This window comes from Psychromarinibacter sp. S121, assembly GCF_049801035.1.
In the GTDB taxonomy this organism is placed as follows: Bacteria; Pseudomonadota; Alphaproteobacteria; order Rhodobacterales; family Rhodobacteraceae; genus Psychromarinibacter.
Map to the genome: position 1 here is coordinate 378812 of NZ_JBNAGE010000003.1, position 23553 is coordinate 402364.

Below are 23553 nucleotides of genomic sequence, written 5' to 3' on the forward strand. Positions count from 1 at the left end.
CCAGTCTGAGCCAGGGGCGGCCGTGTGCCGCCGTGATCGAAGCCGTCCGAGCCATGCGCCCGGGCGGCTTTTCGCGTTGCGGAACGGCGATTGCCTGACCGCCAAGGAGGAAGAGGGACGGGAGATGTTCAAGAAGATACTCATCGCCAACCGCGGCGAGATCGCCTGCCGGGTCATCAAGACCGCGCGCAAGATGGGAATTGCCACGGTTGCGGTCTATTCCGACGCGGACAAGCACGCGCTGCATGTGCAGATGGCGGACGAGGCAATTCATATCGGCCCGCCGCCGGCCAACCAGTCCTATATCGTGATCGACAAGATCATGCAGGCGATCAAGGACAGCGGCGCCGAGGCGGTTCATCCGGGCTATGGCTTCCTGTCCGAGAACCCCAAGTTCGCCGAAGCGCTGGACAAGGCTGGCGTTGCGTTCATCGGTCCGCCGGTGAAGGCAATCGAGGCGATGGGCGACAAGATCACCTCGAAGAAGATCGCGCAGGAAGCCGGGGTGAACACCGTTCCGGGCTACATGGGGCTGATCGAGGACGCGGAAGAGGCGGTTAAGATCTCGGCCGAGATCGGGTATCCGGTGATGATCAAGGCGTCCGCCGGTGGCGGCGGCAAAGGCATGCGGATCGCGTGGAACGAGCAGGAGGCGCGCGAGGGCTTCCAGTCGTCCAAGAACGAGGCGGCCAGTTCCTTCGGCGATGACCGTATCTTCATCGAAAAGTTCGTCACCCAGCCGCGCCACATCGAGATCCAGGTTCTGGCCGACGGGCACGGCAATGCGATCTATCTGAACGAGCGTGAATGCTCGATCCAGCGGCGCAACCAGAAGGTCGTTGAAGAAGCGCCGTCGCCGTTCCTTGACGCAGAGACCCGCAAGGCGATGGGCGAACAGTCCTGCGCGCTTGCCGCCGCCGTGGGCTATGCCAGCGCCGGGACGGTCGAATTCATCGTCGACGGCGACAAGAACTTCTACTTCCTCGAAATGAACACCCGTCTGCAGGTGGAACACCCGGTGACCGAACTGATCACCGGTGTCGACCTTGTGGAACAGATGATCCGCGTTGCCGCCGGAGAGAAGCTTTCGATCTCGCAGGCGGATGTCGGCATCACCGGCTGGGCCATCGAGAACCGGCTGTATGCCGAGGACCCGTATCGCAACTTCCTGCCGTCGATCGGTCGCCTGACCCGCTATCGCCCGCCCATGGAGCAGGCCGCGGGCCCGCTTCTGGAAACCGGGAAGTGGCAGGGCGATGCGCCGTCCGCCGAGGTCGCGGTGCGCAACGATACCGGCGTCTACGAAGGCGGCGAGATTTCGATGTACTACGACCCGATGATCGCCAAGCTTTGCACGTGGGGCCGCACACGGGACGAAGCCATCGAGGCGATGCGCGTGGCGCTGGACAGCTTCGAGGTCGAGGGCATCGGCCACAACCTGCCGTTCCTGTCGGCGGTGATGGACCACCCGCGGTTCACCTCGGGCAACATCACCACCGCTTTTATCGCCGAGGAATACCCCGAAGGGTTCGAGGGCGTTGAACTGGATGAAGCGGCGCTGCGCCGGATCGCGGCGGCGTGTTCCGCGATGAACCTTGTCTCGGAAATCCGGCGCACCCGCATCTCGGGGCGAATGGACAACCACGAACGCAAGGTAGGCCGCCATTGGTGTGTCAACCTGCAGGGCCACGACTTCGCGGTCCAGGTCGCTCCGGACAGCAATGGCTCGACCGTCACCTTCGAGGACGGCGCGACGCACCGGGTCGAGGGCGACTGGACCCCCGGCGACGCGCTTGCGGACCTGACGGTCGACGGCTCGCCGCTGGTGATGAAAGTCGGAAAGATCAGCCACGGGTTCCGCGTCCGCAGCCGAGGTGCGGACCTGAAGGTTCACGTCCGCACGCCACGGCAGGCGGAACTGGCCCGGTTGATGCCCGAGAAGCTGCCGCCCGACACGTCGAAGATGCTGCTGTGTCCGATGCCCGGCCTTGTCGTGAAGATCGACGTGGAAGAGGGGCAGGAGGTGCAGGAAGGTCAGGCGCTATGCACCATCGAAGCGATGAAGATGGAGAACATCCTGCGCGCCGAGCGCAAGGGCGTCGTGTCCAAGGTCAACGCTGCGGCGGGCGACAGCCTTGCCGTCGATGAAGTGATCATGGAGTTCGAATGACCCACTCCGCCGCGATCAACCAAGGCACTGCGTGGCGCCTGCCGCTTCTGGCGGCAGGGGCGGCGGTGCTGGCGCATTTCGCGCTACAGGTCGCGGCGTGGATGATCGCGGGCGTTTTCGAATACCCGCTGGACGATCCCTATATCCACCTCGCCATCGCAGAGCAGATCGCAAGCGGCGGTTATGGCGTCAATGACGGAGAGATCGCCGCCGCCGCTTCGTCGCCGATCTATCCGCTGTTGCTGACACCGTTCGCGGAAAGCGCGGTGCAGCGGTATCTGCCGCTGTTCTGGAACGTCGTCGGCCTTGTCGCGGCGGCGCTGCTGTGGGGTCGCATCCTGTGGCAGGCGGGCTATCGCGGGGGGCTTGGGGTGGTGCTGGCCATCGCCGGGCCGGTGGCGCTGAACATGACCGGGCTCGCATTCACCGGGATGGAGCACATGCTCCACACCGCCGCGAGCCTTGCCATCTTGCTGGGGCTGCTGATCCTGACGGACGAAGATCGCCTCACCCCGCTGTTGGTGCTGGGCATCCTTCTTGCGCCGCTGTTGCGGTTCGAGGGGATGGCGCTGGCGCTGGCGGCAGCTTTGGCGGTGCTGCTGCTGGGTCGCGTGCGCGCCGGCATCGGGCTTGGCCTGCTTGCGGTTCTGCCGGTCATGGGCTTTTGCGCGTTGCTGTGGTCGATGGGGCTGGACCCGGTGCCAAGCTCGGTGCGCTTCAAGATGACCGCGGGCGAGGTCGTTAGCGGCGGCCCGCTAGAGTACTTCCGCTTCAAGCTTTATACCGCCATGCACCAGCCGCCGGGGCAGATCCTGTTGCTGTCTTTCCTGCTGGCGCTGGGGATGATGTTCCTGCCGGGTATCCGCACAGCCCCGCGCCGCATACTGCTGCTGACCGTTGCGCTGGCCGGGGTCGGCCATGTGCTGCTGGGCAAGTTCGGATGGTTCGACCGGTACGAGATATACATTCTTGCCACCATGTCCGCCGGACTGCTGGCGGCGGCTCCGCTTGCGCCGACCGTGGTGCCGCGTCTTGTCGCCGCCGTCCCCGTCGCTTTGGCAGGCGTGTTCTATCTGCCGACAGTGGTGGCCGAGTATCCCCGTGCAAGCCGCCCGATCCACGTCCAGCAGGGCCAGATGGCCCGCTTTGCCAAGGACTTCCTGAACGAGCCGGTCGCCGTGAACGACATCGGCTATGTCGCGTGGCACAACCCGGATTACGTGCTGGACCTTTGGGGGCTCGCGAACGCCGATATCATGCGGCTGATCGAGGCCGGAGAGAACGTGCCCGGCTGGGCTGGCGCTCAGGCTGCCGAACACGGGATCAAGCTTGCCATGCTTTATGCCGGCGACTGGTTCCGCGACGAAGAGATGGGCGAGGGCTGGCAGCGCATCGGCGTTCTGCACACCGATGTCCACGTGAATTACCTTGGCTCTGACGAGGTGGTGTTCTGGCTCAGCGCCGATGCAGAGCCCGAGGCCTATACGGAAAAGCTTCGCGCCTGGGCCGAGGGTCTGCCCGAGGGCGCGCGGTTCACCTTTACGGACCCCTCGGACGAGGAGCCCGCGGCATGACCTATTCGGCGGCACGCCCTTTGCGGATTTCTTCCTGCCGAAGCGGCCACTTGTCGATGGCGCGCGTGATCTCTCGGACGTCCCACGGAAGCGGTTTGCGCAGGTTCACCCGGCCGTCCTTTTCAATCAGCGTCAGCTGGAACCCGCGGGGCCGCAGCGTGCGCCGCACGTCCGAGTTGGCGGAAGGATCGGCGTCGATGATCACCACGACGTCGCGCGCGATCAGCGCGTCCGGCCGGGCGCGCAAAAGCTCAAGCTGTTCGACGTATCGCGGATCGGCAGGCGTATCGGCGAAGACGACCACGGGTCGCTTCGTCCACAGGAATTCGTCCAGCGAGACCTCGGTCGCCTCGAAGAACAGTGTGTCCTCGACGGTGGCCGCCGCGACCTCGGGGTCGGCCTCGTCGGTGACCGTCATCACCCCTGCTTCCTGCGCCCACGCAGACGCGGCGACGCAGACAATGAATACTGAAGTCAAGACCTTGGCCATTCGTCCTCCTGCTTATTCGCATATAGGATGGCAGGCCGCGAAAACGAAGGGCCAAGGCACCCGCGCCGGAAACTGTGACCCGCGCGCACCCGCAGCAAAGGAGCCGAACCGATGAGCGACATGGACGCCTGGAAGGCCCGCGCCGAAAAGGAATTGCGCGGCCGCCCGCTGGAGAACCTGACCTGGCATACATTGGAGGGGATCGACGTGCGCCCCCTCTACACCGCCGAGGACACGGCGGATCTGCCCCATATGGGCACGCTGCCGGGGTTCGAGCCATTCACCCGAGGGGTGAAGGCGACGATGTACGCGGGCCGTCCATGGACGATCCGCCAATACGCGGGGTTCTCGACCGCAGAAGAGTCGAATGCCTTCTACCGCAAGGCGCTGGCGGCGGGACAACAGGGCGTCTCGGTCGCCTTCGACCTTGCCACCCACCGGGGCTATGACAGCGATCACGAGCGTGTCGTGGGCGATGTCGGCAAGGCGGGCGTGGCCATCGATTCCGTCGAGGACATGAAGATCCTGTTCGACGGTATCCCGCTGGATCAGGTGTCGGTGTCGATGACCATGAACGGCGCGGTGATCCCGATCCTCGCCAGCTTCATCGTCACGGGCGAGGAACAAGGGCACGACCGGGCCGTGCTGTCGGGGACCATTCAGAATGACATTCTGAAAGAGTTCATGGTCCGCAACACGTACATCTACCCGCCCGAACCCTCGATGCGGATCATCTCGGACATCATCGAGTACACGTCAAACGAGATGCCGAAGTTCAACTCGATCTCGATCTCCGGCTACCACATGCAGGAAGCGGGCGCGAACCTTGTGCAGGAACTGGCCTTCACGCTGGCCGATGGGCGCGAATATGTCCGCGCCGCCATCGCCGCCGGCATGGATGTCGACAAGTTCGCGGGCCGCCTGTCGTTCTTCTTCGCCATCGGCATGAACTTCTTCATGGAAGCCGCCAAGCTGCGTGCCGCGCGCCTGTTGTGGCACCGCATCATGGAGGAATTCGGCGCCAAGCAGGAGCGGTCCAAGATGCTGCGGACCCATTGTCAGACCTCGGGCGTCAGCCTGCAGGAGCAGGACCCCTACAACAACGTCATCCGCACGGCGTACGAAGCGATGTCGGCGGCGCTGGGAGGGACGCAGTCGCTGCACACCAACGCGCTTGACGAGGCGATTGCGCTTCCGACCGAATTCTCGGCCCGGATCGCGCGGAACACGCAGCTTATCCTGCAGGAAGAAACCGGCGTCACCAGCGTCGTCGATCCGCTGGCGGGATCGTACTATGTGGAAAGCCTGACCGCCGAACTGGCTGACAAGGCCTGGGCGCTGATCGGCGAGATCGAAGAGATGGGCGGCATGACCAAGGCTGTCGCCACGGGGATGCCGAAGCTGCGGATCGAGGAGTCGGCGGCGCGGCGGCAGGCCATGATCGACCGCGGCGAAGAGGTGATCGTCGGCGTGAACAAGTACCGTCGCGAGACCGAGGACGAGATCGACATTCTGGACGTGGACAACGTCAAGGTCCGCGACAGCCAGATCGCGCGGCTGGACCGCATTCGCGGCAGCCGCGACCAGGCGGCCTGCGACGCGGCGCTTGCGGAACTGGAACGGCGCTCGAAGGAAGGCGGCAACCTGTTGGAAGCCGCTGTCGAGGCCGCACGAGCACGGGCATCGGTTGGAGAAATCAGCATGGCGATGGAGAAGGTGTTCGGCCGCCATCGGGCCGAGGTGAAGACGCTGGCCGGGGTCTATGGCGCGGCCTACGAGGGCGACGAGGGCTTTGCCCAGATCCAGAAGGACGTCGAGACTTTCGCCGAGGAAGAAGGCCGCCGCCCCCGGATGCTGGTGGTCAAGATGGGTCAGGACGGCCACGACCGCGGCGCAAAGGTGATCGCCACGGCCTTCGCCGACATCGGGTTCGACGTGGATGTCGGGCCGCTGTTCCAGACCCCGGAAGAGGCGGCACAGGACGCGGTGGACAACGACGTACACGTCGTCGGCATCTCGTCGCAGGCGGCGGGGCACAAGACGCTGGCACCCAAGCTGATCGAGGCGCTGAAAGAGCAGGGCGCCGAGGACATCATCGTGATCTGCGGCGGGGTGATCCCGCATCAGGATTACGAGTTCCTCAAGAAAGCGGGCGTGAAGGCGATCTTCGGGCCGGGAACGAACATCCCGGCAGCCGCGAAAGACATCCTTACGCTGATCTCGGAGGCCCGCCGCGACGCCGCCTGAGACTGACGCCTGCGCATTCCCGCACCGCTTCCGCCGATTTTCGGCAAGGCGATGGGCCTCTCGTTGCAACATGCGGGAAAGGCGCTAGAAATGGCTGGGAAACAGTCTGTTGCATGAGGTGCGGGTGATGACGACGCAAAGAAAGATCCTGATCGGAATGGCGCTTGGCGTGGTCTGGTCCATCGCGCTGATCTGGATCGGCATTGCCAAGGTCAACATCCCGCCCTTCTCGCGCATCCTTGTCGAGCCGTTCTATCTGATCGGTCCGGGCATCGCGCTGATGTTCGTGGTGGCGGCGATTGCCATGCGCCGTTTCCTGACGCCGGGCATGATCGATGGCGGTGCGCCCGCGCCGGGCAGCGCCGGGGACATCGACCTGCGCGTGTTGCGGAACACGGTGGAGCAGTCGGTGCTGGCCGCCTGCCTTTGGCCCGCGATCGCCTATCTTTTCCTCGATGACGGCCTTGGCGTGGTCATGTCGCTGACAGTCGGCTTCGTTGTCGCGCGTCTGGCGTTCTGGATCGGCTATCACGTCTCGCCGCCCTTGCGCGCCTTCGGCTTCGCGGCAACGATGTATCCGACCGTGCTGGCGCTGGTCTGGGCGCTGATCCTGCGCGCTACCTGAGGCGCTTGGCCGGGCAACAGGTCTGGGAGATCCGCATGGCGTTCATGGCCGAACTCGATCACTTCGCGGTGTCCGCGACCACCCTGGAAGAGGGCGTCGATGCGGTCGAGTCCGCGCTGGGCGTCACGCTCGCCGGGGGCGGGCGGCACGAGAAGATGGGCACGCACAACCGCCTGCTTGGGCTGGGTCCGGTTTATCTGGAAGTGATCGCCATCGACCCCGAGGGCATTGATCCGGGTCGCCCGCGCCCCTTCGATATCGACAATTTCTCCGGCGCGCCGCGCATCACCAACTGGATCGCGCGCACCGACGATCTTGATGCCGCGCTGGCCGTCTCGCCGCCCTCTGCCGGGCCCGCGGCCGAGGTGTCCCGCGGGTCGCTGGTGTGGCACATGGGCGTGCCCGCCGACGGCAAGCTTCCGTTCTCCGGTGCTTTCCCCGCGATTATCCAATGGCCCGAAGGTGTTCATCCGACGCTGACGCTTCCCGACGCGGGCTGCCGTCTTAAGGCGTTGGAGATCAGCCATCCCGACGCGGGCGACCTGCGGGCGGCGCTGGCGAAGGTCTTCACCGAAATGCCAGTCGTCGTGCATGAAGGACCGCTTGCGATGCGGGCCGAGATCGAAACCCCATCCGGGCTGCGCGTTCTCGAATGACGATCCGGCCCGCGACCGATGCCGACGCCGCGCGGATCGCGGCGCTGTGGAACCCGGTCATCCGCGACACCGAGATCACTTTCAACCCGGTCGAGAAGTCCGAGGCCGACGTGGTGGCGATCCTCGCGCAGCGGGCGGCGGACGGGCATGCGTTTCTGGTGGCCGAAGAAAGCGGCGAGGTGCAGGGCTTCGCCACCTACTTTCAGTTCCGCGGCGGGCGCGGCTATGCCCGAACGATGGAGCATACGGTGATCCTTGATGCCTCGGTGCGGGGCCGGGGCATCGGTCGCGCGCTGATGGCGGCGGTCGAGGACCACGCGCGGCAGGGCGGGGCGCATTCGATCTTCGCGGGGGTCAGCTCTGGCAACCCGGCGGGCGTCGCGTTTCATGCGGCGCTTGGCTATCGCGAGGTTGCGGTGCTGCCCGAGGTCGGATGGAAGTTCGGCAAGCTGCTGGATCTGCACCTGATGCAGAAGATCCTGACCGAGTGAAGCCGCCGCCAGATCCTTGCGGGACCGGCGGCGGAGGTGGGACGACAGGAGGACAATGCGGGCGGTTCAGGCCGCCCTTGGTTTGTTCGGGGTCGTGTCGGGGTCACGGTCTTGCGCCCAAGCGGACAGCAGGCTTAGCGGCCAGTTGTCCCAGACCGAAGCATGGTGGTCACCGTGCTGCCAGTGACGGGTCACCAGATGCATCGCGGGCGACACGAACCGCTTCAATTCCCTGATCGGGGTCCGGTCGATGTCGAACTCCAGCAACCGCCCCGGCTGGTTGGCGAAATGGGTGCAGACCATGTCGTGATGCCGGTGAAAGTCGTCGGCCCACATATTCAGCACGCCACGGTCGCTCATCCCGGTGCGTTCTTTCGCCAACTCGAGGTACAGCCCGTCGCGATACTGCGCACGGTCGCGCAGCCAGTCCTGCTTGTCGCGGGTGTTCAGCAGGAACTTCGCGTCGGGATAGTCCTCGGCCAGCAGCGGGAACTGCCGGAAATTCTCGATCGCGCCGCCGTTCACCACGAATTCCATGTCGAAGAAGGCGTCGAACCCGTCGAGCCCCTCCAAGGCATGACGCCCGGCGCGGATGTTGCGGTGGATCATGATCTGCGCGTTGCGCCGGTCCAGCGCACGCGGTGTATCCTGCCACTCGATACCCGATCCGCGCAGCGCTTTGACGCCGCTGGCGGTGAATAGCTCGTAAAGTGCCAGGTCGGCACAATTGTTCAGGCCAATCTGAAAGAGGCGCATTTCTTGCCTCGCGTCTGCTCGATTGTCTATTTTTGTTGGGGTAAAGCCCTAAAAATGGATTCGGGCGGAATTAAGGCATTACGGCAACACTGGGCCCACACGGCGGCAACTTGCCGTGATCACGGCCTCAGAACCATTGCCCCGGCTCCATCAGTCCGAGATCGAGCAACTGCTTGGATTGCCACGTGAACGGTGTGGAGTTGTGCCAGACGAAATTCGGGATGTCGAAGGTCGAACCGGCGTTCGTCTTCAACGCCTTCGCGGTCCGGAACGAGCAGATCGCAGCCGTGATGTTGTGGTGCCAGGGGCAGGAATAGGTGTTGTATTCCTCGTCCGAGAACGTGTGGTTCGGACGCAGGCGTAACCCCTTCGCAGAGCGGAACATCGAAATGCGGTCGATGCGACGGCTGGCGGCGGGGATGTGTTCCTCGAACCGCCAGCGCAGGCCGCCAAAGAAGTCGAGCTGCCGCTCGCGCGGGTGGCCGACCTCGTCCTTGCGGGCTAGCGCGTAATAGCCGGATTTGTCGAGATAGGCCTCGTCCAGACAGACTGCATCCGGGTGAATCTCAAGGTCGCCCGCGTATAGGTCGATGACATAGGTCAGGATCGCGTCGCGCCGTTCCTCGGTGTGGAAGGCCAGCATCTCTGTCACCGACCGCGTCTCGCAGAACGGGTAGAACAGGTACTCGGCGTTATAGCAGTAGTACATCCAGATACCCGGCGCGGCGTCGATCAGCTGGTTGACCGCGTCCACCGCTGCCCCGCGCGCCTGCATCGGGTGGTCGATGCGATGCACCCGTTGCGCGATGTCGTCGGGCAGCGTCATCTCTTCCGGTCCGAAAACCAGAAGTGTGGGGAACTTGAGCCCAAGATGATGGCGGATGGTGCTTTCGACCTCGACCAGATCTTCGACGAAGATCATTCCCACCGGCCCCTTCGCAAGGGCCGGGCGTCCGTCGTTGAGAAAATCCACGAGGCTCGTGTAGCGCATCGTCTGCCCGTTCTGTTCGTTTTGCGTTAACATCTTCCGAACGCAGGCAGGTTTGCAAGAGCGCGGGCAAGGGTGTATGGCCCGCCTCTGAACTTCAGCGGATGCCCTTCAGCGGACGGAGCCGGACATGGCGGACCCCAGGAAGCTATTCATAAAGACCTATGGCTGTCAGATGAATGTCTACGACAGCGAGCGCATGGCCGAGGCCATGGGCGGGGCAGGGTATGTCGAAACCTCGACGCCCGAGGATGCCGACATGATCCTGCTGAACACCTGCCACATCCGCGAGAAGGCGGCAGAGAAGGTTTATTCCGAACTGGGCCGGTTCAAGGACCTGAAGGCGGCGAAGCCGGACCTGAAGATCGGCGTCGCGGGCTGCGTCGCGCAGGCCGAGGGCGAAGAGATCATGCGTCGTCAGCCGCTGGTCGATCTTGTTGTCGGCCCGCAAAGCTATCACCGCCTGCCCGAGATGGAGGCGCGAACCTCGAACGGCTCGAAGGTCGTCGACACCGACTTCCCGGAAGAGGACAAGTTCGAGAAGCTGAAAAAGCGCCCGCAGGCCAAGCGCGGGCCGACCGCGTTCCTGACGGTGCAGGAAGGCTGCGACAAGTTCTGCGCCTTCTGCGTCGTGCCGTACACGCGGGGCGCCGAAGTGTCCCGCCCGGTATCGCAGGTGCTGACCGAGGCGCACGATCTTGTCGAACGCGGCGTGCGCGAGATCACGTTGCTGGGGCAGAACGTCAACGCCTACCACGGCGCGCACGAGGGCGGCGACTGGTCGCTGGCGACGCTGATCCGCGCGTTGGCGAAGATCGACGGGCTGGACCGCATCCGCTTCACCACATCGCACCCGAACGATATGGACGACGATCTGATCGCCGCGCATGGCGAGTGCGACAAGCTGATGCCTTACCTGCACCTGCCGGTTCAGTCGGGCTCGGATCGGGTGCTGAAGGCCATGAACCGCAAGCACACCGCCGAAAGCTATCTGCGCCTGATCGAGCGTATCCGCGCCGCGCGGCCCGACATCCTGCTGTCCGGCGACTTCATCGTCGGCTTCCCGGGCGAGACCGAAGAGGACTTCGCCGACACGATGGCTCTGGTCGAGGCGGTGCGCTACGGCCAGTGCTATTCCTTCAAATACTCTGCCCGTCCCGGAACCCCGGCGGCCGAGCGTCCGTTGGTGGACGCCGACGCGGCAAGCGACCGTCTGGCGCGGCTTCAGGCGCTTCTGACCCGCCAGCAGCGCGAGATTCAGGACGAGATGGTTGGCCGCGAGGTCGGTGTGTTGTTCGAGCGCAAGGGCCGCATCGCGGGCCAGATGACCGGCAAGTCAGATTACCTGCACGCGGTACACGTCAAAGGTGACGTAGAGGTAGGCGAGTTGCGTCGGGTGCGGATCACCGAAAGCGGTCCCAACTCGCTGGGCGGTGTACTGGTCTGAAATCCGGGTCTTTTCACCGTGTGAGAAAGCGTCGATTCGCGGAAAATGCGTCATCAATTTTGCTAAATCACGGCAAGATTGCGGCGGATTTCCTCCTATCATCAACAGTCTATTAATATTTCCTGCTTTACTCTCAATCCGCGCTACCTTCTTTGGCGTCGGATGGATGTTCCATCCGCGCGACGAGGCCCCCACAGCTGCTTGGCCTCGCCGTGTCTCAGCTCTGTTATTGAGGGGTACAGACATGAAATTCGTTGCTCTTGCCGCTGCCGCGGCGATGGCCGTTGCGGGTGCCGCGACGACCGCCGACGCTCAGGGGAACGGCCGTTACTACTCTTACGGTCCGACGATTACCGTCAGCTGCTTCCGCGGCCCTTGGAAAGAGGTGATCTGGGATCGTCCGAACCCGGAATTCATCGATAGCCTCGTCGCAGCCGGCTACGACTATCCGACCGCGCACGCGATGGCCGAACGGGTCTGCCGCGACCGCAGCGGTGTCGGCAACTCGGCGGCCCTGCGCGAAACCGCACGGTCGGTGCTGCGCCGCTATTGATACCTGCGTTCTGATCCCGGCCTGAAACGGCCGGGACAGGGCATTTCGCCGGATCCGGCGCTTTTCCGAGCCCATCGCGAGGGCCGACTCGCTCACTCGCCCTCGAATCCGGTTATCCCCAAGCTTTAATTGATCTGTGGACAGTCCGCCGCGCGACCGAGCGGGCGCTGGCGCCTATTTTTTCATCGCCCGCAATGGTCGCGCTTCCTCTGCCCGCGTGCCCGAATTTACCGCGATTTTTGGAAGCTGCGCCGCGACATTCACGCGGCTGCAACATGGATCGGTTCAAAGTTGAATGGCAGCCGATCAACTTTTGACATTGCGGCTTGCGCGATGTCGCGTGTCTTGTCACGCTGAGACACAACATTTGGGAACGGAGAGCTCTTTGGCAATTGGCACGCTGACCCCGCCCGCCTCGCAGGATGACATCCACGAGACCCTGCTGGAATTTCCCGACAACCGTCTTCTGATCGACCTTTGCGGCGAATTCGACCGCAATCTGGCACAGGTGGAACACGGTCTTGGGGTGCAGATCTTCCGAAAGGGCAACCACCTTGCGGTGATCGGCGAAGGCGAAGCGCGCGGTCAGGCGGCGGCGGTCTTGCAGCAGCTCTACACCCGGCTCGAAGCTGGCCGCTCGGTCGACGCGGGCGACATCGACGGTCTGCTGCGGTTGGGTGCGACGCCCGAAGACACCGGCAGCCGTTCGGGTGACCAGATGGAAATGTTCAATTCTGGCTCGGTCGAGATCAAGACCCGCAAGAAAACGGTCGAACCCCGGACTGAGGCGCAGAAAGCCTACGTCCGCGCGCTGTTCGAGCACGAGCTTGCCTTCGGCATCGGCCCCGCCGGTACCGGCAAGACCTACCTTGCCGTCGCCGTCGGCGTCAGCATGTTCATCGGCGGCCACGTCGACCGCATCGTTCTGTCGCGCCCGGCCGTCGAAGCGGGCGAGCGGCTGGGTTTCCTGCCCGGCGATATGAAGGACAAGGTCGACCCGTATATGCAGCCGCTTTACGACGCGCTGAACGACTTCCTGCCCGCCAAGCAGCTTGCCAAGCTGATAGAGGAAAAGAAGATCGAGATCGCGCCGCTGGCCTTCATGCGCGGCCGGACGTTGTCGAACGCTTTCGTGGTTCTCGACGAGGCGCAGAACGCCACCACCATGCAGATGAAGATGTTCCTGACCCGCCTTGGCGAAGGCAGCCGCATGGTGATTACCGGCGACCGCAGCCAGGTTGACCTGCCGCGCGGTGTGCAGTCGGGCCTGCAGGATGCCGAGCGTCTGCTTGCCGCGATCAGCGATATCTCGTTCAGCTATTTCACAGCCAAGGACGTGGTCCGTCACCCGCTGGTGGCCAAGATCATTCAGGCGTACGACGCCGACGCCACTTCCTGAGCCGCTTCCCCAATCTAGGAGCAGATCATGGACTGGTTGCCCAAAGACCCGCAGATCGCGGACGAACTCGCGCGCCTTCACGAAGCCGCCGACCGTTCCACCGCCGAGAGGCGCGAACGCGGTGGCTTCAAGCCCGAAGAGAATACCGACGACATCGTGCGTCTGGGGTCGGAGTATCTGGCCCTGTCGCCTGAAGAGGGGCGCTTTGTCTATATGATGGCGCTGGGCGCGCAGGCCCGCACGGTCGTCGAGTTCGGCGCATCCTTCGGGATCAGCACGCTTTATTTCGCCGCCGCGATGCGCGAGACCGGCGGTCGCCTGATCACCACCGAGGTTCATCCGGACAAGTGCAACGCGTTGCGTGACACCTTCGCGCGGGCGGGGGTCGAGGATATCGTCACGCTGCTGGAAGGCGATGCGCGCGAGACGCTGAAACAGGTCGAAGGGCCGGTCGACCTGCTGTTTCTCGATGGTTGGAAGTCGATGTACCTGACGGTTCTGGACCTGCTGACTCCGGTGATGCGCCCGGGCGCCATGGTGATCGGCGACAACCTGAACCTTGCGTCGGCGCAGGAGTATTCCGACCGGGTGTCGGACCCGGCAAACGGTTTCCTGACCCAGATTCTTGGCCGCACGGGGTTGAGTGTAAAGCTGGACTGAACGCCGCAGCGGGCTTGCTCCTTGGGCCGCGGCGGCTAACTCTGGCGGCAACGCACGGAGGCGCTGCCATGGGGCACCATCACCATCACCACCACGTGGACCCCGACGCGGGCGACCGGCGGATGTACGGCGCCATCGGTGTGAATTTCGCCCTGACGCTGGCGCAGATCGTCGGCGGCATCCTGTCCGGGTCGCTCGCCCTGATCGCGGATGCGCTGCACAATCTCAGCGACGCGGTGTCGTTGGTGATCGCCTTCGCCGCCCGCAAGATCGCGCGGCGGCCGGCGGATGCGAAAATGACGTTCGGCTATGGCCGGGCCGAGGTGGTGGCGGCGCTGATCAACTATACCACCTTGATCCTGCTGTCGTTTTATCTGGTCTATGAAGCGGTGGAGCGGTTCTTCAACCCGTCCGAGGCGAACGGCTGGATGATCGTGATCATCGCCGGGCTCGCGCTGGTGGTCGATCTGGTGACCGCGGCGCTGACCTATGCGATGTCGAAGGACAGCGTGAACATCCGCGCCGCATTCCTTCACAACCTTGCCGATGCGCTGGGCTCGGTCGCGGTGATCGTGGCGGGCTTGTCCATCCTAGTGTTCGGCTGGTGGTGGGTCGACCCGCTGGTGACGCTGGTGATCGCCGGCTACATCCTGTGGATGGGCTTTGCCGAGGTCGGCGAGGTGATCCGTATCCTGATGCAGGCCAGCCCGCCGGGACTGGACAGCGAGGAGATCGTCGAAAGCCTGCGCGGCGTCGATGGCGTGGTCAGCATTCACCACGCGCATGTGTGGCAGATGGAGGAACATCACCCTGCCATGGAGGCGCATGTGGTGGTCGCGGACGGCCGCTGGGGAGAGGCGGACGCCATCAAGGGCCGCATCAAGGCGCTATTGAAAGAGAAATTCGGCGTCGGGCATTCGACGCTGGAACTGGAGTGCGCGCGGCACGCCTGTCACGACGCGCCGGTGATCGGGCACGCCTAAACCGGGACGGGCGAGTCGTCAGCCGGCGATCAACCGCAACATCGGCGCGGCACGCGGAACACGGCGCACAGCTTTGGCAGGCCGCAGGTACATCTGCAGGCAGGTATTGCGATACAGGACGGTCACGTACATTGCGGGTCTCTTTCCTGTCTGGCAGGGCGGGATTGCCCGTGCCTTCCGCATTCAACGTCTCCCTCGCGGCGATAGGCAAAGACCGCCGCATGTCATCCGATAGCAGCTTACCAAACGACACGCTGCTTTCCGGTTAATATGTCGGGTTTTATGAATTTTCCCGTCCATCGTGGCGCGCAAGCCGCGGCAGGCTTTACTTTCGGCGGCGCTTGTCATCATTGGCGGGCATGACTGTCGACGTGGTGATCGAGGCCCCCGAGTGGGAGTCACTGAAGCTCGAAGCGCTTGCCATGCGCGCCGAGGCGGCGACACTGCGGCACCTTGGGCTTGAGCCCGAAGACTTCGAGACGGCGGTTCTTGGCTGCGACGACGCCCGTATCGCGGTGCTGAACGGCGACTTCCGAGATAAGCCCACGCCGACCAACGTCCTGTCGTGGCCGTCCGAGGAACGCGCCGCCGAAGCAGCCGGCGACCGGCCCGACCTGCCCGAACCCGGCGAGCTTGGCGACATCGCCATCGCGGTGGAAACCTGTCGGCGGGAAGCCGCCGAGGCGGGGCGGCCCGCAGAGGACCATGTGACCCATCTAATCGTGCACGGCGTCCTGCATCTGTTGGGCTATGACCACATCGACGATGCGGATGCGGAACTGATGGAAAGTCTCGAGGTCGAGATACTTGCAACCATGGGGCTTCCGGACCCATATTAGCAGCGCGGGCCAAGACGGCTCGCGTCTGTGGAAAGGAAAGATGGGCGACGCGGATAGCGGGTCCTCTAGCGCAGCGCAAAGCGCGCAGGATCAGATTGAGAACGGGCAGGGCGGGTTATTTACCTGGTTCAAGAAAGCCCTGAACGGCACGACGGATGTCGAGCCGGAAGATTCAGATGAAACGAACGGCACCTCGAACGGGTCGGCGCAGGCCGGCGCGGTTCTTGGCATGCTCAACCTGCGCCGTATGCGGGTCGAGGACGTGGCGATCCCGAAGGCCGAGATCGTGTCGGTTCCCGTCGACATCTCGATGGAGGAACTGGTGGCCGTGTTCCGCGAAAGCGGGCTGACCCGTCTGCCGGTGTTCGAGGGTACGCTCGACACGCCATTGGGCATGGTTCACCTGAAGGACTTCGCCCTGACGCACGGCTTCAACGGTGCGGGCATCCCCTTCAACCTTCGCAAGATGCTGCGGCCGCTGCTGTTCGCGCCGCCGTCGATGCCGATCGGGGTGCTGCTTCAGAAGATGCAGACTCAGCGGATGCACCTTGCCTTGGTGATCGACGAGTACGGTGGGGTCGACGGCCTTGTGACCATCGAGGACTTGATCGAACAGGTCATCGGCGAGATCGAGGACGAACACGACACCGAGGAAGACCAGCTTTGGACGCAGGAGAAACCCGGCGTCTACCTCGCTCAGGCGACTGCGCCGTTGGAAGAGTTCGAGCACGAGATCGGCCTGTCCCTCGCGGATGACGAGGAGCAGGAGGAAATCGACACGCTGGGCGGGCTTGTCTTCATGCTGTCCGGCCGGGTGCCGGCGCGGGGCGAGATGATCCCGCATCCTGCGGGCGTCGAGTTCGTCGTGGTCGATGCCGATCCGCGGCGGATCAAGCGCCTTCGCGTGCGCTTGCCGCAGGTCGCGGGTGAGTGACATCGCCGTAGCGGCAAGGCCGGGGCTGTTCGCGCGCCGGTCGATGCCCGCGGCGGCTTTGCTGGGCGCATTGGGCGCGCTGGGACAGGCTCCGGTCGGTTTGCCGTGGGCGACGCTTGCGGCGCTGGCGCTGGTTTACCCGTTCTTCGCGCTTGCCGCGAAACCTCGGGCGGCGGCGTGGATCGGCTGGGGCTTTGGCGCGGGTTACTTCGCCGCGTCGCTGTTCTGGATCGTCGAGCCCTTTTTCGTCGACATCGCCCGCCACGGCTGGATGGCGCCCTTCGCGCTGGTCTTCACGGCGGGCGGCTTCGCGCTGTTCTGGGGCGCGGCCTTTGCTTTGGCGCATTGGGTCGGGGCGGGCCGCTATGGACGCGCCGTGGCCTTTGCCCTGTCGCTGGCCTTCGTCGAGCTGACGCGATCCTACATCCTGACCGGGTTTCCATGGGCGATGATCGGCCACGTCTGGGTCGGCTGGGCGCCGATGCAGCTTGTGGCATGGGTCGGGCCGGTGGGGCTGACGTTCCTGACGGTTCTTGCAGCGGCGCTTGCGTCGGCTGCATGGCCGCGCTGGCGGTCCGTGGCGCTGATCCTTCTGCCCTTCGCGGCGCTTTACGGCTTTGGCGCATGGCAGGCGCGGCAGCCGGTGCCTGTCCCCGATGCGCCGCAGGTGGTCCGGCTGGTCCAGCCCAACGCAGCGCAGCATCTGAAATGGGACCCCGAGCACGCGACGACCTTCTTCCGCCGTCAGCTTGAATACACCGCCGCTGGTGCGGACGGACGTCCCGATCTGGTGATCTGGCCGGAGACCGCGATCCCGACGGTCCTGAACAACGCCGAGCCGCTGCTGGACCGCGTCGCTCAGGCGGCAGGGGGCGTTCCTGTCGCGCTGGGCATTCAGCGCTGGGAAGGGATGGATGCGTTCAATAGCCTGATCGTTCTGGATGGCGAAGGCATCGTGGCCGACCTTTATGACAAGTATCACCTCGTCCCCTTCGGAGAGTACCTGCCGCTGTCATGGATGTTCGATGCCGTGGGGACCACGCTGTTCGGGTCCAGCATGGGCTTCGGGTACAGCTTCGGGCCGGGTCCGCAGCTTTTGGACCTTGGGCCGCTTGGCACCGCGCTGCCTTTGATTTGCTACGAGGCGATCTTCCCGCAGGACGTCAACGCCGCGCCCTCGCGGCCGGGCTGGCTGCTGCAAATCACGAACGACGCATGGTTCGGCAAGGTCTCGGGACCCTATCAGCATCTCGCGCAGGCGCGGCTTCGCGCGGTCGAGCAGGGACTGCCGATGGTGCGGGCCGCCAACACCGGGATCTCGGCGGTGATCGACGCGCGTGGCGAAATTGTGGCATCGCTTCCGCTCAACGAAGCGGGTTGGGTCGACTCGCCCCTTCCGGGAGCCCTCCCGCCGACAATCTACGCGAAAACCGGTGATTGGCCCGTTTTTATACTCATGTTAATCGGCCTTGGCACGCTATTCTCGCTGCGCCGCCGCAACGCCATTGACGCGAGTTCGCCACAAAGATAACCCATTTGGAATGTGCCGCCACAACGGCTTCCTGGCGTGGTCGGCCTTACATTCCAATGGAGCACACATGTCCCGACAGAGCTATATCTTCACCTCTGAATCCGTTTCAGAGGGCCACCCGGACAAGGTCTGCGACCGCATCTCCGACGCGGTCCTCGATGCATTCCTTTCAGAAGACCCGTATTCCCGCGTTGCGTGCGAAACCTTCGCCACCACCGATCGTGTCGTGATCGGCGGCGAGGTCCGCGGCCCCGGCGAAGTCATCCGCAAGGTCGAACAGATCGCACGCGATTGCGTGAAAGACATCGGCTACGAGCAGGAGGGTTTCCACTGGGCCAACATGAAGGTCGACAGCTACCTTCACGCCCAGTCCGCCGACATTGCCCAGGGCGTTGACGCCTCTGGCAACAAGGACGAGGGCGCAGGCGACCAGGGCATCATGTTCGGTTACGCGACCGACGAGACGCCCGAACTGATGCCGGCGCCGATCCTCTACAGCCACGCGATCCTCAAGAAGCTGGCCGAGGTCCGCAAGAACGGCACCGAGCCCAAGCTTGGCCCGGACGCCAAGTCGCAGCTGACCGTGCGTTACGAGAACGGCCAGCCCGTTGGCGTGACCTCGATCGTGCTGTCGACGCAGCACCTCGACCCGTCGCTCAGCTCGGCTGACGTGCGCGCCATCGTCGAGCCCTACATCCTTGGCGAACTGCCCGAGGGCTGGGTCACCGGCGAAACCGAGTGGCACGTGAACCCGACCGGCAAGTTCGTGATCGGCGGACCCGACGGCGATGCCGGCCTGACCGGCCGCAAGATCATCGTCGACACCTACGGCGGCGCTGCGCCGCACGGGGGCGGTGCGTTCTCGGGCAAGGACCCGACCAAGGTGGACCGTTCGGCGGCCTATGCCGCGCGCTACGTCGCCAAGAACGTCGTCGCTGCCGGTCTGGCGCACAAGTGTACGCTGCAGCTGTCCTACGCCATCGGCGTCGCCAAGCCGCTGTCGATCTACGTCGACACCCACGGCACCGGCGAAGTGGACGAAGCGAAGATCGAGGCCGCCATCGCGCAGGTCATGGACCTGACCCCGCGTGGCATCCGCGAGAAGCTTCAGCTGAACAAGCCGATCTTCCAGCGCACCGCGGCCTACGGCCATTTCGGTCGTGCGCCCGAAGCGGACGGCGGCTTCTCGTGGGAACAGACCGATCTGGTCGAAGCCCTGAAGTCCGCGATCTGATCGCCTGAACGAAAAGGAGGCCCGGTACATGGCGAAAACCGATGTATCGGGCCTTTCTCAACTCGGCGCCCATACCGAGCTGCCCGCATCGCCCGCCGAGGCGGTGCTGGAACGGGTCCCTTTCGGGTCGAAGGGGCAGGGGACGGCGGTGCGGTTCACCGCACCCGAGTTCACCTCGCTTTGCCCGATGACGGGGCAACCCGACTTCGCGCATATCGTGATCGACTACATTCCCGGCGAATGGCTGGTGGAATCGAAGTCGCTGAAACTGTTTTTGCATTCCTTCCGCAACCATGGTGCCTTCCACGAGGATTGCACCATGGAGATCGCGAACCGTCTGGTCGATCTGCTGTCGCCCGAATGGCTGCGCATCGGCGCGTATTGGTATCCGCGCGGCGGCATCCCGATCGACGTCTTCTGGCAGACCGGTCCTGCGCCCGAGGGCGCATGGATTCCGGATCAGGGCGTGCCGACCTACCGCGGGCGCGGCTAGGCCGCCGTCAGGCAAGCCCCGCCAGTATCGCGATACCCCAAACGACCAGACCCGCACCGGCCACGCGGCTGATTGCGCGGCCATAGGGCGTTAGCTTTTCAAGGGCGACGAAAGCCGCTAGCCCGACGATCCAATACAGGTTCATGATGCCGCCCACGAACAGCAGGGCCATCAGCGCCCAGCAGCAGCCAAGACAATACGTGCCATGCTCCAGCCCCATCACCAGCGCGCCGGATGCTCCGGGCCGCCGGCGTTCGGAAAGGAATTTCGCGGGCGACTGGCACTGGGCAAGGCACGCGTCTTTCAGTGGCGTGAACTGGAATGCGCCGGCGGCGATTAGCACCGCCGCACCCGCGCGGGTGTCGATCAGCGTCATCATCGAGGCCGATACGATTCCCGCAGCCTCCAGCCCCCATTGTGCCAGCGTAGCAAGCATGCTGAACCCGGCCCACGCCAGCAGGTAGCCGGCAAGAAAGCTTCCCGCGATGGCAGGGGTGCTGCCCACGCTTTCGGTGCGGCGCAGCAGGGCGGCGTACAGCAGGATCACCGGCGCGACCGACGGCAGCATCATCGCCACCATCATGACCCACCACATCAGGAAGACCAGAAGGGTGTAGCCCCCCGACCGGGCGCCAGCCGGGCGCATCGACGGCATGTCGCGCATCCCGGCCATTCGCGTCATGTCCAATGCGGTCATGTTCATGCCAATGCCGAACACCGTGTAGAGCCCGGCCAGCAGGAACAGCAGACCCATCGCGCCGACAAGCACGGCACGGTCGCGTCTTAGCGCGGCTTCCACCAATCCGCCGGACATGGCGTCAGGCGGCTTCGAGGACGCCGGTTCCCGAGATGTGCAGTTCGGCCATCTGGGCGTAGGTGTCGTTGATACCGTCGATTGCGATATCGCCGCGCACATTCGCCGTGCCGGAACCGATCTCGGCGATGCGGTATTCGAACCCGTTCGGCAGGTCGATGCGGACACGGTGCGGATCGCCGGTGACCGGATTGCGGATCGGCTCGGCGCTTAGGTCGAAGACATTGCCGACCTTGCCCTTGCCGTTGCGCTCTTCGATGTCGACAGACAGGCTGATCGGCACCCTTTGGGTGGGCAACCGGTTCGACGCCATTGCGTGGAAGATCCACCACATGGTCGCGAAGTCCTCGGTATCCTCGCCGCAGACGATGCTTTCCAATGCGGCGGCCTGCGCGTCGGTTGCGCGATCGTCGAGGAAGATCTGCATCGTGCCGTTGCCCTCGTGAACGGCGCCGGGCCACTGGTACAGAATACCCAGCCGTAACCCGTCCAACTGGGTGTCGCCGTGATGGCCCTTGTCGATTTCATAGATCACCGCCGCCTCGCAATGCCCCTTGTCCGGCAGGGCATTGAACTGGCACGGGCAGGCATAAACGCAGTTGCAGGTCACAAGCTCGTGCCCGTGGATTTCCCAAGTCGCCATCGTGATTTCCCCCTTGTCGTCGGTTGGTCTGAACTCCCTTACACTCGCATGACCACTCGTCAGGTTGACGCTACGTTAACATAAACGGCCTTCAATAACGAGCGTGAGGTTCCGGTGCCGCGACGGCTTGACCCCGGGGCGTCGGCTGCGCCATAGGGCGCGGCCATGAGCGACACCAAGAACGACCCGAAACATCCCGGCGCGCCGTGGCGCAATTTCTATGGCCGGCGGCACGGCAAGACGCTGCGCCCCAGCCAGCAGGAATACCTTGCCGAAGACCTGTCCGAGCTCAGCCCCGGTCCGGTCGGTTGGGACGTGAACCCCGACCGCGCTCCTCTGGATATCGAGGCGCTGTTCGGTGGCCGCGACCTGTGGCTGGAAATCGGCTTTGGCGGCGGAGAGCACATGGTGCATCAGGCGTCCGCCAACCCGCAGGCGGGGCTGATCGGCTGCGAGCCGTTCATCAACGGCGTCGCGATGCTGTTGGGGAAAATCCGCGAAGCCGGGGTCGACAACATCCGCATCCACCCTGGTGATGTCCGCGACCTGTTCGACGTGCTGCCCGAAGCGTCGGTGTCGAAGGCTTTTCTGCTGTACCCCGACCCTTGGCCGAAGAAGCGCCATCACCGGCGCCGTTTCGTGACCCCCGAGCATCTGGAGCCGCTGGCGAAGGTGCTGAAACCGGGCGCCGAGTTCCGGGTGGCGACCGACATCCCGGACTATGTGCGGCAGACGCTGGAACAGGTGCCGCGCCACGGGTTCGAATGGCAGGCCGAGCGCGCCTCTGACTGGCAGACGCCGTGGGACGACTGGTACTCGACCCGCTACGAACAGAAGGCCCTGCGTGAAGGCCGGACGCCGCATTACCTGACCTTCCGCAGAACGTGATAGACTGGCCCTCATTACACGCATGAGGGGGCCATGCCCGATATTCAGATCGTCAATTGCCACGTGCACACCTTCACCGGTCTGCACACACCGAAAGACTATCCTTCCCGCTGGCTGCGCCTGTTCCGCAAGGTTCCCGGCCTGATCCGTTTCACCGCTTGGCTGGCGCGGTTCTTTGCCCGATACGAAACGGCCGACATGCTGGACCGGTTGTACCGCTTCCAGCAAGAGACGGACCGCCCCGAACAGGCGGAACTGCTGGCGTCGGTCGCCCGCTATTACCCGTCGAACACCCGCTTCGTCGTTCTTCCCATGGACCTTGCGGGCATCGGCTATGGAGACGTGCCCGCATCGCTTCGCGAACAGCACGACGAACTCAACCGGCTGCACATCGCCCGGCCGGAAACGGTTGTTCCCTTCGCCACGGTCAATCCGCTGAACCCCGGAAGCGTGGACGAGTCGCTGCGGGCGCTGAACGAGTTGAAGTTCCGGGGCCTCAAGATTTACCCCCGGCTTGGCTACGCGCCCGATCACCCGGCGCTGATGGAACGGGTCTACCCCGAGGTTCAGGCGCTGGATCTGCCGGTGATGAGCCACTGCTCGCGCGGCGGGGTACGGGGCAAGAACGTGTCCCACTACACCGGGGACCGCCTGACCGAGCCAGAGGCCTATCTGCCGGTGATGAAGGCCTTCCCCGGCCTACGCATCTGTCTTGCGCATTTCGGCGGCGAGATGGATTGGCGCGCCTACGCGCAGGGCGAGCCTCCGCGCAGCGGATCGAACTGGCAGGTGAAGATCCGCAAGATGATCGGGTGCGGCGAGTGGCCGGGGCTATGGACCGACATCTCTTACACGCTGTTCCATTTCGACGACTACATCCCCTATCTGCGCCTGTTCCTGCTGGCCGACGACGAAGAGGGCGCGCGCCTGCGCGACCGGGTGTTGTTCGGGTCCGATTTCTACATGACCCGCAGACAGGAACTGTCAGAGCGCGACATCTGCTTCCGGCTGCGCAACGCGCTGGGCGAAGAGGTGTTTCGCAAGATCGCCGAAGAAAACCCGGTGCGCTGGCTGGAAGGCGATCGCCCGCGGGACGCGACGTGATCTTTCGCATGGACCCTCCCGCGCGGCTTCGCTA

The 23553-nt window shown here is 64.3% G+C and carries 23 protein-coding genes and 1 riboswitch; of the genes, 18 read left to right on the forward strand and 5 right to left on the reverse strand.

What is annotated here, in order from left to right; all coding sequences use genetic code 11:
- Positions 1-124: 124 nt before the first annotated feature.
- Positions 125-2170, forward strand: coding sequence for an acetyl-CoA carboxylase biotin carboxylase subunit (locus tag ACP156_RS15555; RefSeq protein WP_425052270.1), 2046 nt, complete (start codon positions 125-127; stop codon positions 2168-2170).
- Positions 2167-3744 carry a hypothetical protein gene (locus ACP156_RS15560; RefSeq protein ID WP_425052271.1) on the forward strand — a complete coding sequence of 526 codons (1578 nt, stop codon included), beginning with the start codon at positions 2167-2169 and terminating at the stop codon, positions 3742-3744. Before ACP156_RS15555 ends, ACP156_RS15560 begins: the two co-directional genes overlap by 4 nt.
- A gap of 1 nt (position 3745) precedes the next feature.
- Here the strand turns inward: ACP156_RS15560 and ACP156_RS15565 are convergent, their stop codons facing one another.
- Positions 3746-4234, reverse strand: coding sequence for a DUF4174 domain-containing protein (locus ACP156_RS15565; RefSeq protein WP_425052272.1), 489 nt, complete (start codon positions 4232-4234; stop codon positions 3746-3748).
- A 111-nt stretch (positions 4235-4345) separates the two neighbouring features.
- Between ACP156_RS15565 and scpA the strand changes: the two genes are divergently transcribed.
- From scpA to ACP156_RS15585, 4 genes are all read left to right on the forward strand, one after another.
- The gene (gene scpA, locus ACP156_RS15570; protein ID WP_425052273.1) at positions 4346-6481 is read left to right on the forward strand and encodes a methylmalonyl-CoA mutase; all 2136 of its coding nucleotides are present in this window, start codon (positions 4346-4348) and stop codon (positions 6479-6481) included.
- 127 nt (positions 6482-6608) lie between these two features.
- On the forward strand, positions 6609-7106 hold the full coding sequence (locus ACP156_RS15575) for an MAPEG family protein (RefSeq protein WP_425052274.1): 498 nt from the start codon (positions 6609-6611) through the stop codon (positions 7104-7106).
- A 35-nt stretch (positions 7107-7141) separates the two neighbouring features.
- Positions 7142-7762, forward strand: a complete 621-nt coding sequence (locus ACP156_RS15580; RefSeq protein ID WP_425052275.1) for a VOC family protein — start codon at positions 7142-7144, stop codon at positions 7760-7762.
- Positions 7759-8253 (forward strand): N-acetyltransferase family protein, encoded by a 495-nt coding sequence (locus ACP156_RS15585; protein ID WP_425052276.1) that lies wholly within the window; start codon positions 7759-7761, stop codon positions 8251-8253. Before ACP156_RS15580 ends, ACP156_RS15585 begins: the two co-directional genes overlap by 4 nt.
- Positions 8254-8319: 66 nt before the next feature.
- Here ACP156_RS15585 and ACP156_RS15590 read toward each other — a convergent pair whose 3' ends face one another.
- The gene (locus ACP156_RS15590; RefSeq protein WP_425052277.1) at positions 8320-9009 is read right to left on the reverse strand and encodes a hypothetical protein; all 690 of its coding nucleotides are present in this window, start codon (positions 9007-9009) and stop codon (positions 8320-8322) included.
- Between the two features lie 127 nt (positions 9010-9136).
- Entirely contained in the window at positions 9137-10000 is an 864-nt protein-coding gene (locus ACP156_RS15595; protein WP_425052278.1) for a glycosyltransferase family 2 protein, read from the reverse strand.
- A gap of 127 nt (positions 10001-10127) precedes the next feature.
- Here ACP156_RS15595 and miaB point away from each other — a divergent pair, with 127 nt between their 5' ends.
- The 10 genes from miaB (at position 10128) to queF (ending at position 20070) form a co-directional block, all read left to right on the forward strand.
- Positions 10128-11444: a tRNA (N6-isopentenyl adenosine(37)-C2)-methylthiotransferase MiaB gene (gene miaB / locus ACP156_RS15600; protein ID WP_425052279.1), complete on the forward strand. Its 1317-nt coding sequence runs from the start codon at positions 10128-10130 to the stop codon at positions 11442-11444.
- A gap of 244 nt (positions 11445-11688) precedes the next feature.
- Entirely contained in the window at positions 11689-11997 is a 309-nt protein-coding gene (locus ACP156_RS15605; RefSeq protein ID WP_425052280.1) for a hypothetical protein, read from the forward strand.
- 385 nt (positions 11998-12382) lie between these two features.
- Positions 12383-13396 carry a PhoH family protein gene (locus tag ACP156_RS15610; protein ID WP_425052281.1) on the forward strand — a complete coding sequence of 338 codons (1014 nt, stop codon included), beginning with the start codon at positions 12383-12385 and terminating at the stop codon, positions 13394-13396.
- A 27-nt stretch (positions 13397-13423) separates the two neighbouring features.
- Entirely contained in the window at positions 13424-14056 is a 633-nt protein-coding gene (locus tag ACP156_RS15615) for an O-methyltransferase (protein WP_425052282.1), read from the forward strand.
- A 68-nt stretch (positions 14057-14124) separates the two neighbouring features.
- Positions 14125-15039 (forward strand): cation diffusion facilitator family transporter, encoded by a 915-nt coding sequence (locus tag ACP156_RS15620; protein ID WP_425052283.1) that lies wholly within the window; start codon positions 14125-14127, stop codon positions 15037-15039.
- A gap of 359 nt (positions 15040-15398) precedes the next feature.
- The gene (ybeY, locus tag ACP156_RS15625; protein ID WP_425052284.1) at positions 15399-15878 is read left to right on the forward strand and encodes an rRNA maturation RNase YbeY; all 480 of its coding nucleotides are present in this window, start codon (positions 15399-15401) and stop codon (positions 15876-15878) included.
- Positions 15879-15918: 40 nt separating this feature from the next.
- Positions 15919-16812, forward strand: a complete 894-nt coding sequence (locus ACP156_RS15630) for a hemolysin family protein (protein ID WP_425052285.1) — start codon at positions 15919-15921, stop codon at positions 16810-16812.
- Positions 16813-16855: 43 nt separating this feature from the next.
- Positions 16856-18343: an apolipoprotein N-acyltransferase gene (gene lnt, locus ACP156_RS15635; RefSeq protein ID WP_425052848.1), complete on the forward strand. Its 1488-nt coding sequence runs from the start codon at positions 16856-16858 to the stop codon at positions 18341-18343.
- 12 nt (positions 18344-18355) lie between these two features.
- Positions 18356-18407: riboswitch (SAM-SAH riboswitch) on the forward strand.
- Between the two features lie 3 nt (positions 18408-18410).
- The gene (gene metK, locus ACP156_RS15640; protein ID WP_425052286.1) at positions 18411-19577 is read left to right on the forward strand and encodes a methionine adenosyltransferase; all 1167 of its coding nucleotides are present in this window, start codon (positions 18411-18413) and stop codon (positions 19575-19577) included.
- A gap of 28 nt (positions 19578-19605) precedes the next feature.
- On the forward strand, positions 19606-20070 hold the full coding sequence (gene queF, locus ACP156_RS15645; protein ID WP_425052287.1) for a preQ(1) synthase: 465 nt from the start codon (positions 19606-19608) through the stop codon (positions 20068-20070).
- 7 nt (positions 20071-20077) lie between these two features.
- Here the strand turns inward: queF and ACP156_RS15650 are convergent, their stop codons facing one another.
- Both ACP156_RS15650 and ACP156_RS15655 read right to left on the reverse strand, forming a co-directional pair.
- Positions 20078-20884, reverse strand: a complete 807-nt coding sequence (locus tag ACP156_RS15650) for a DUF2182 domain-containing protein (RefSeq protein WP_425052288.1) — start codon at positions 20882-20884, stop codon at positions 20078-20080.
- Positions 20885-20888: 4 nt separating this feature from the next.
- Positions 20889-21527 (reverse strand): DUF1326 domain-containing protein, encoded by a 639-nt coding sequence (locus ACP156_RS15655; protein ID WP_425052289.1) that lies wholly within the window; start codon positions 21525-21527, stop codon positions 20889-20891.
- Between the two features lie 165 nt (positions 21528-21692).
- Between ACP156_RS15655 and trmB the strand changes: the two genes are divergently transcribed.
- On the forward strand, positions 21693-22415 hold the full coding sequence (trmB, locus tag ACP156_RS15660; protein ID WP_425052290.1) for a tRNA (guanosine(46)-N7)-methyltransferase TrmB: 723 nt from the start codon (positions 21693-21695) through the stop codon (positions 22413-22415).
- A gap of 33 nt (positions 22416-22448) precedes the next feature.
- Complete coding sequence (locus ACP156_RS15665; protein ID WP_425052291.1) at positions 22449-23519, forward strand: amidohydrolase family protein; 1071 nt, start codon at positions 22449-22451, stop codon at positions 23517-23519.
- Positions 23520-23553: the final 34 nt, after the last annotated feature.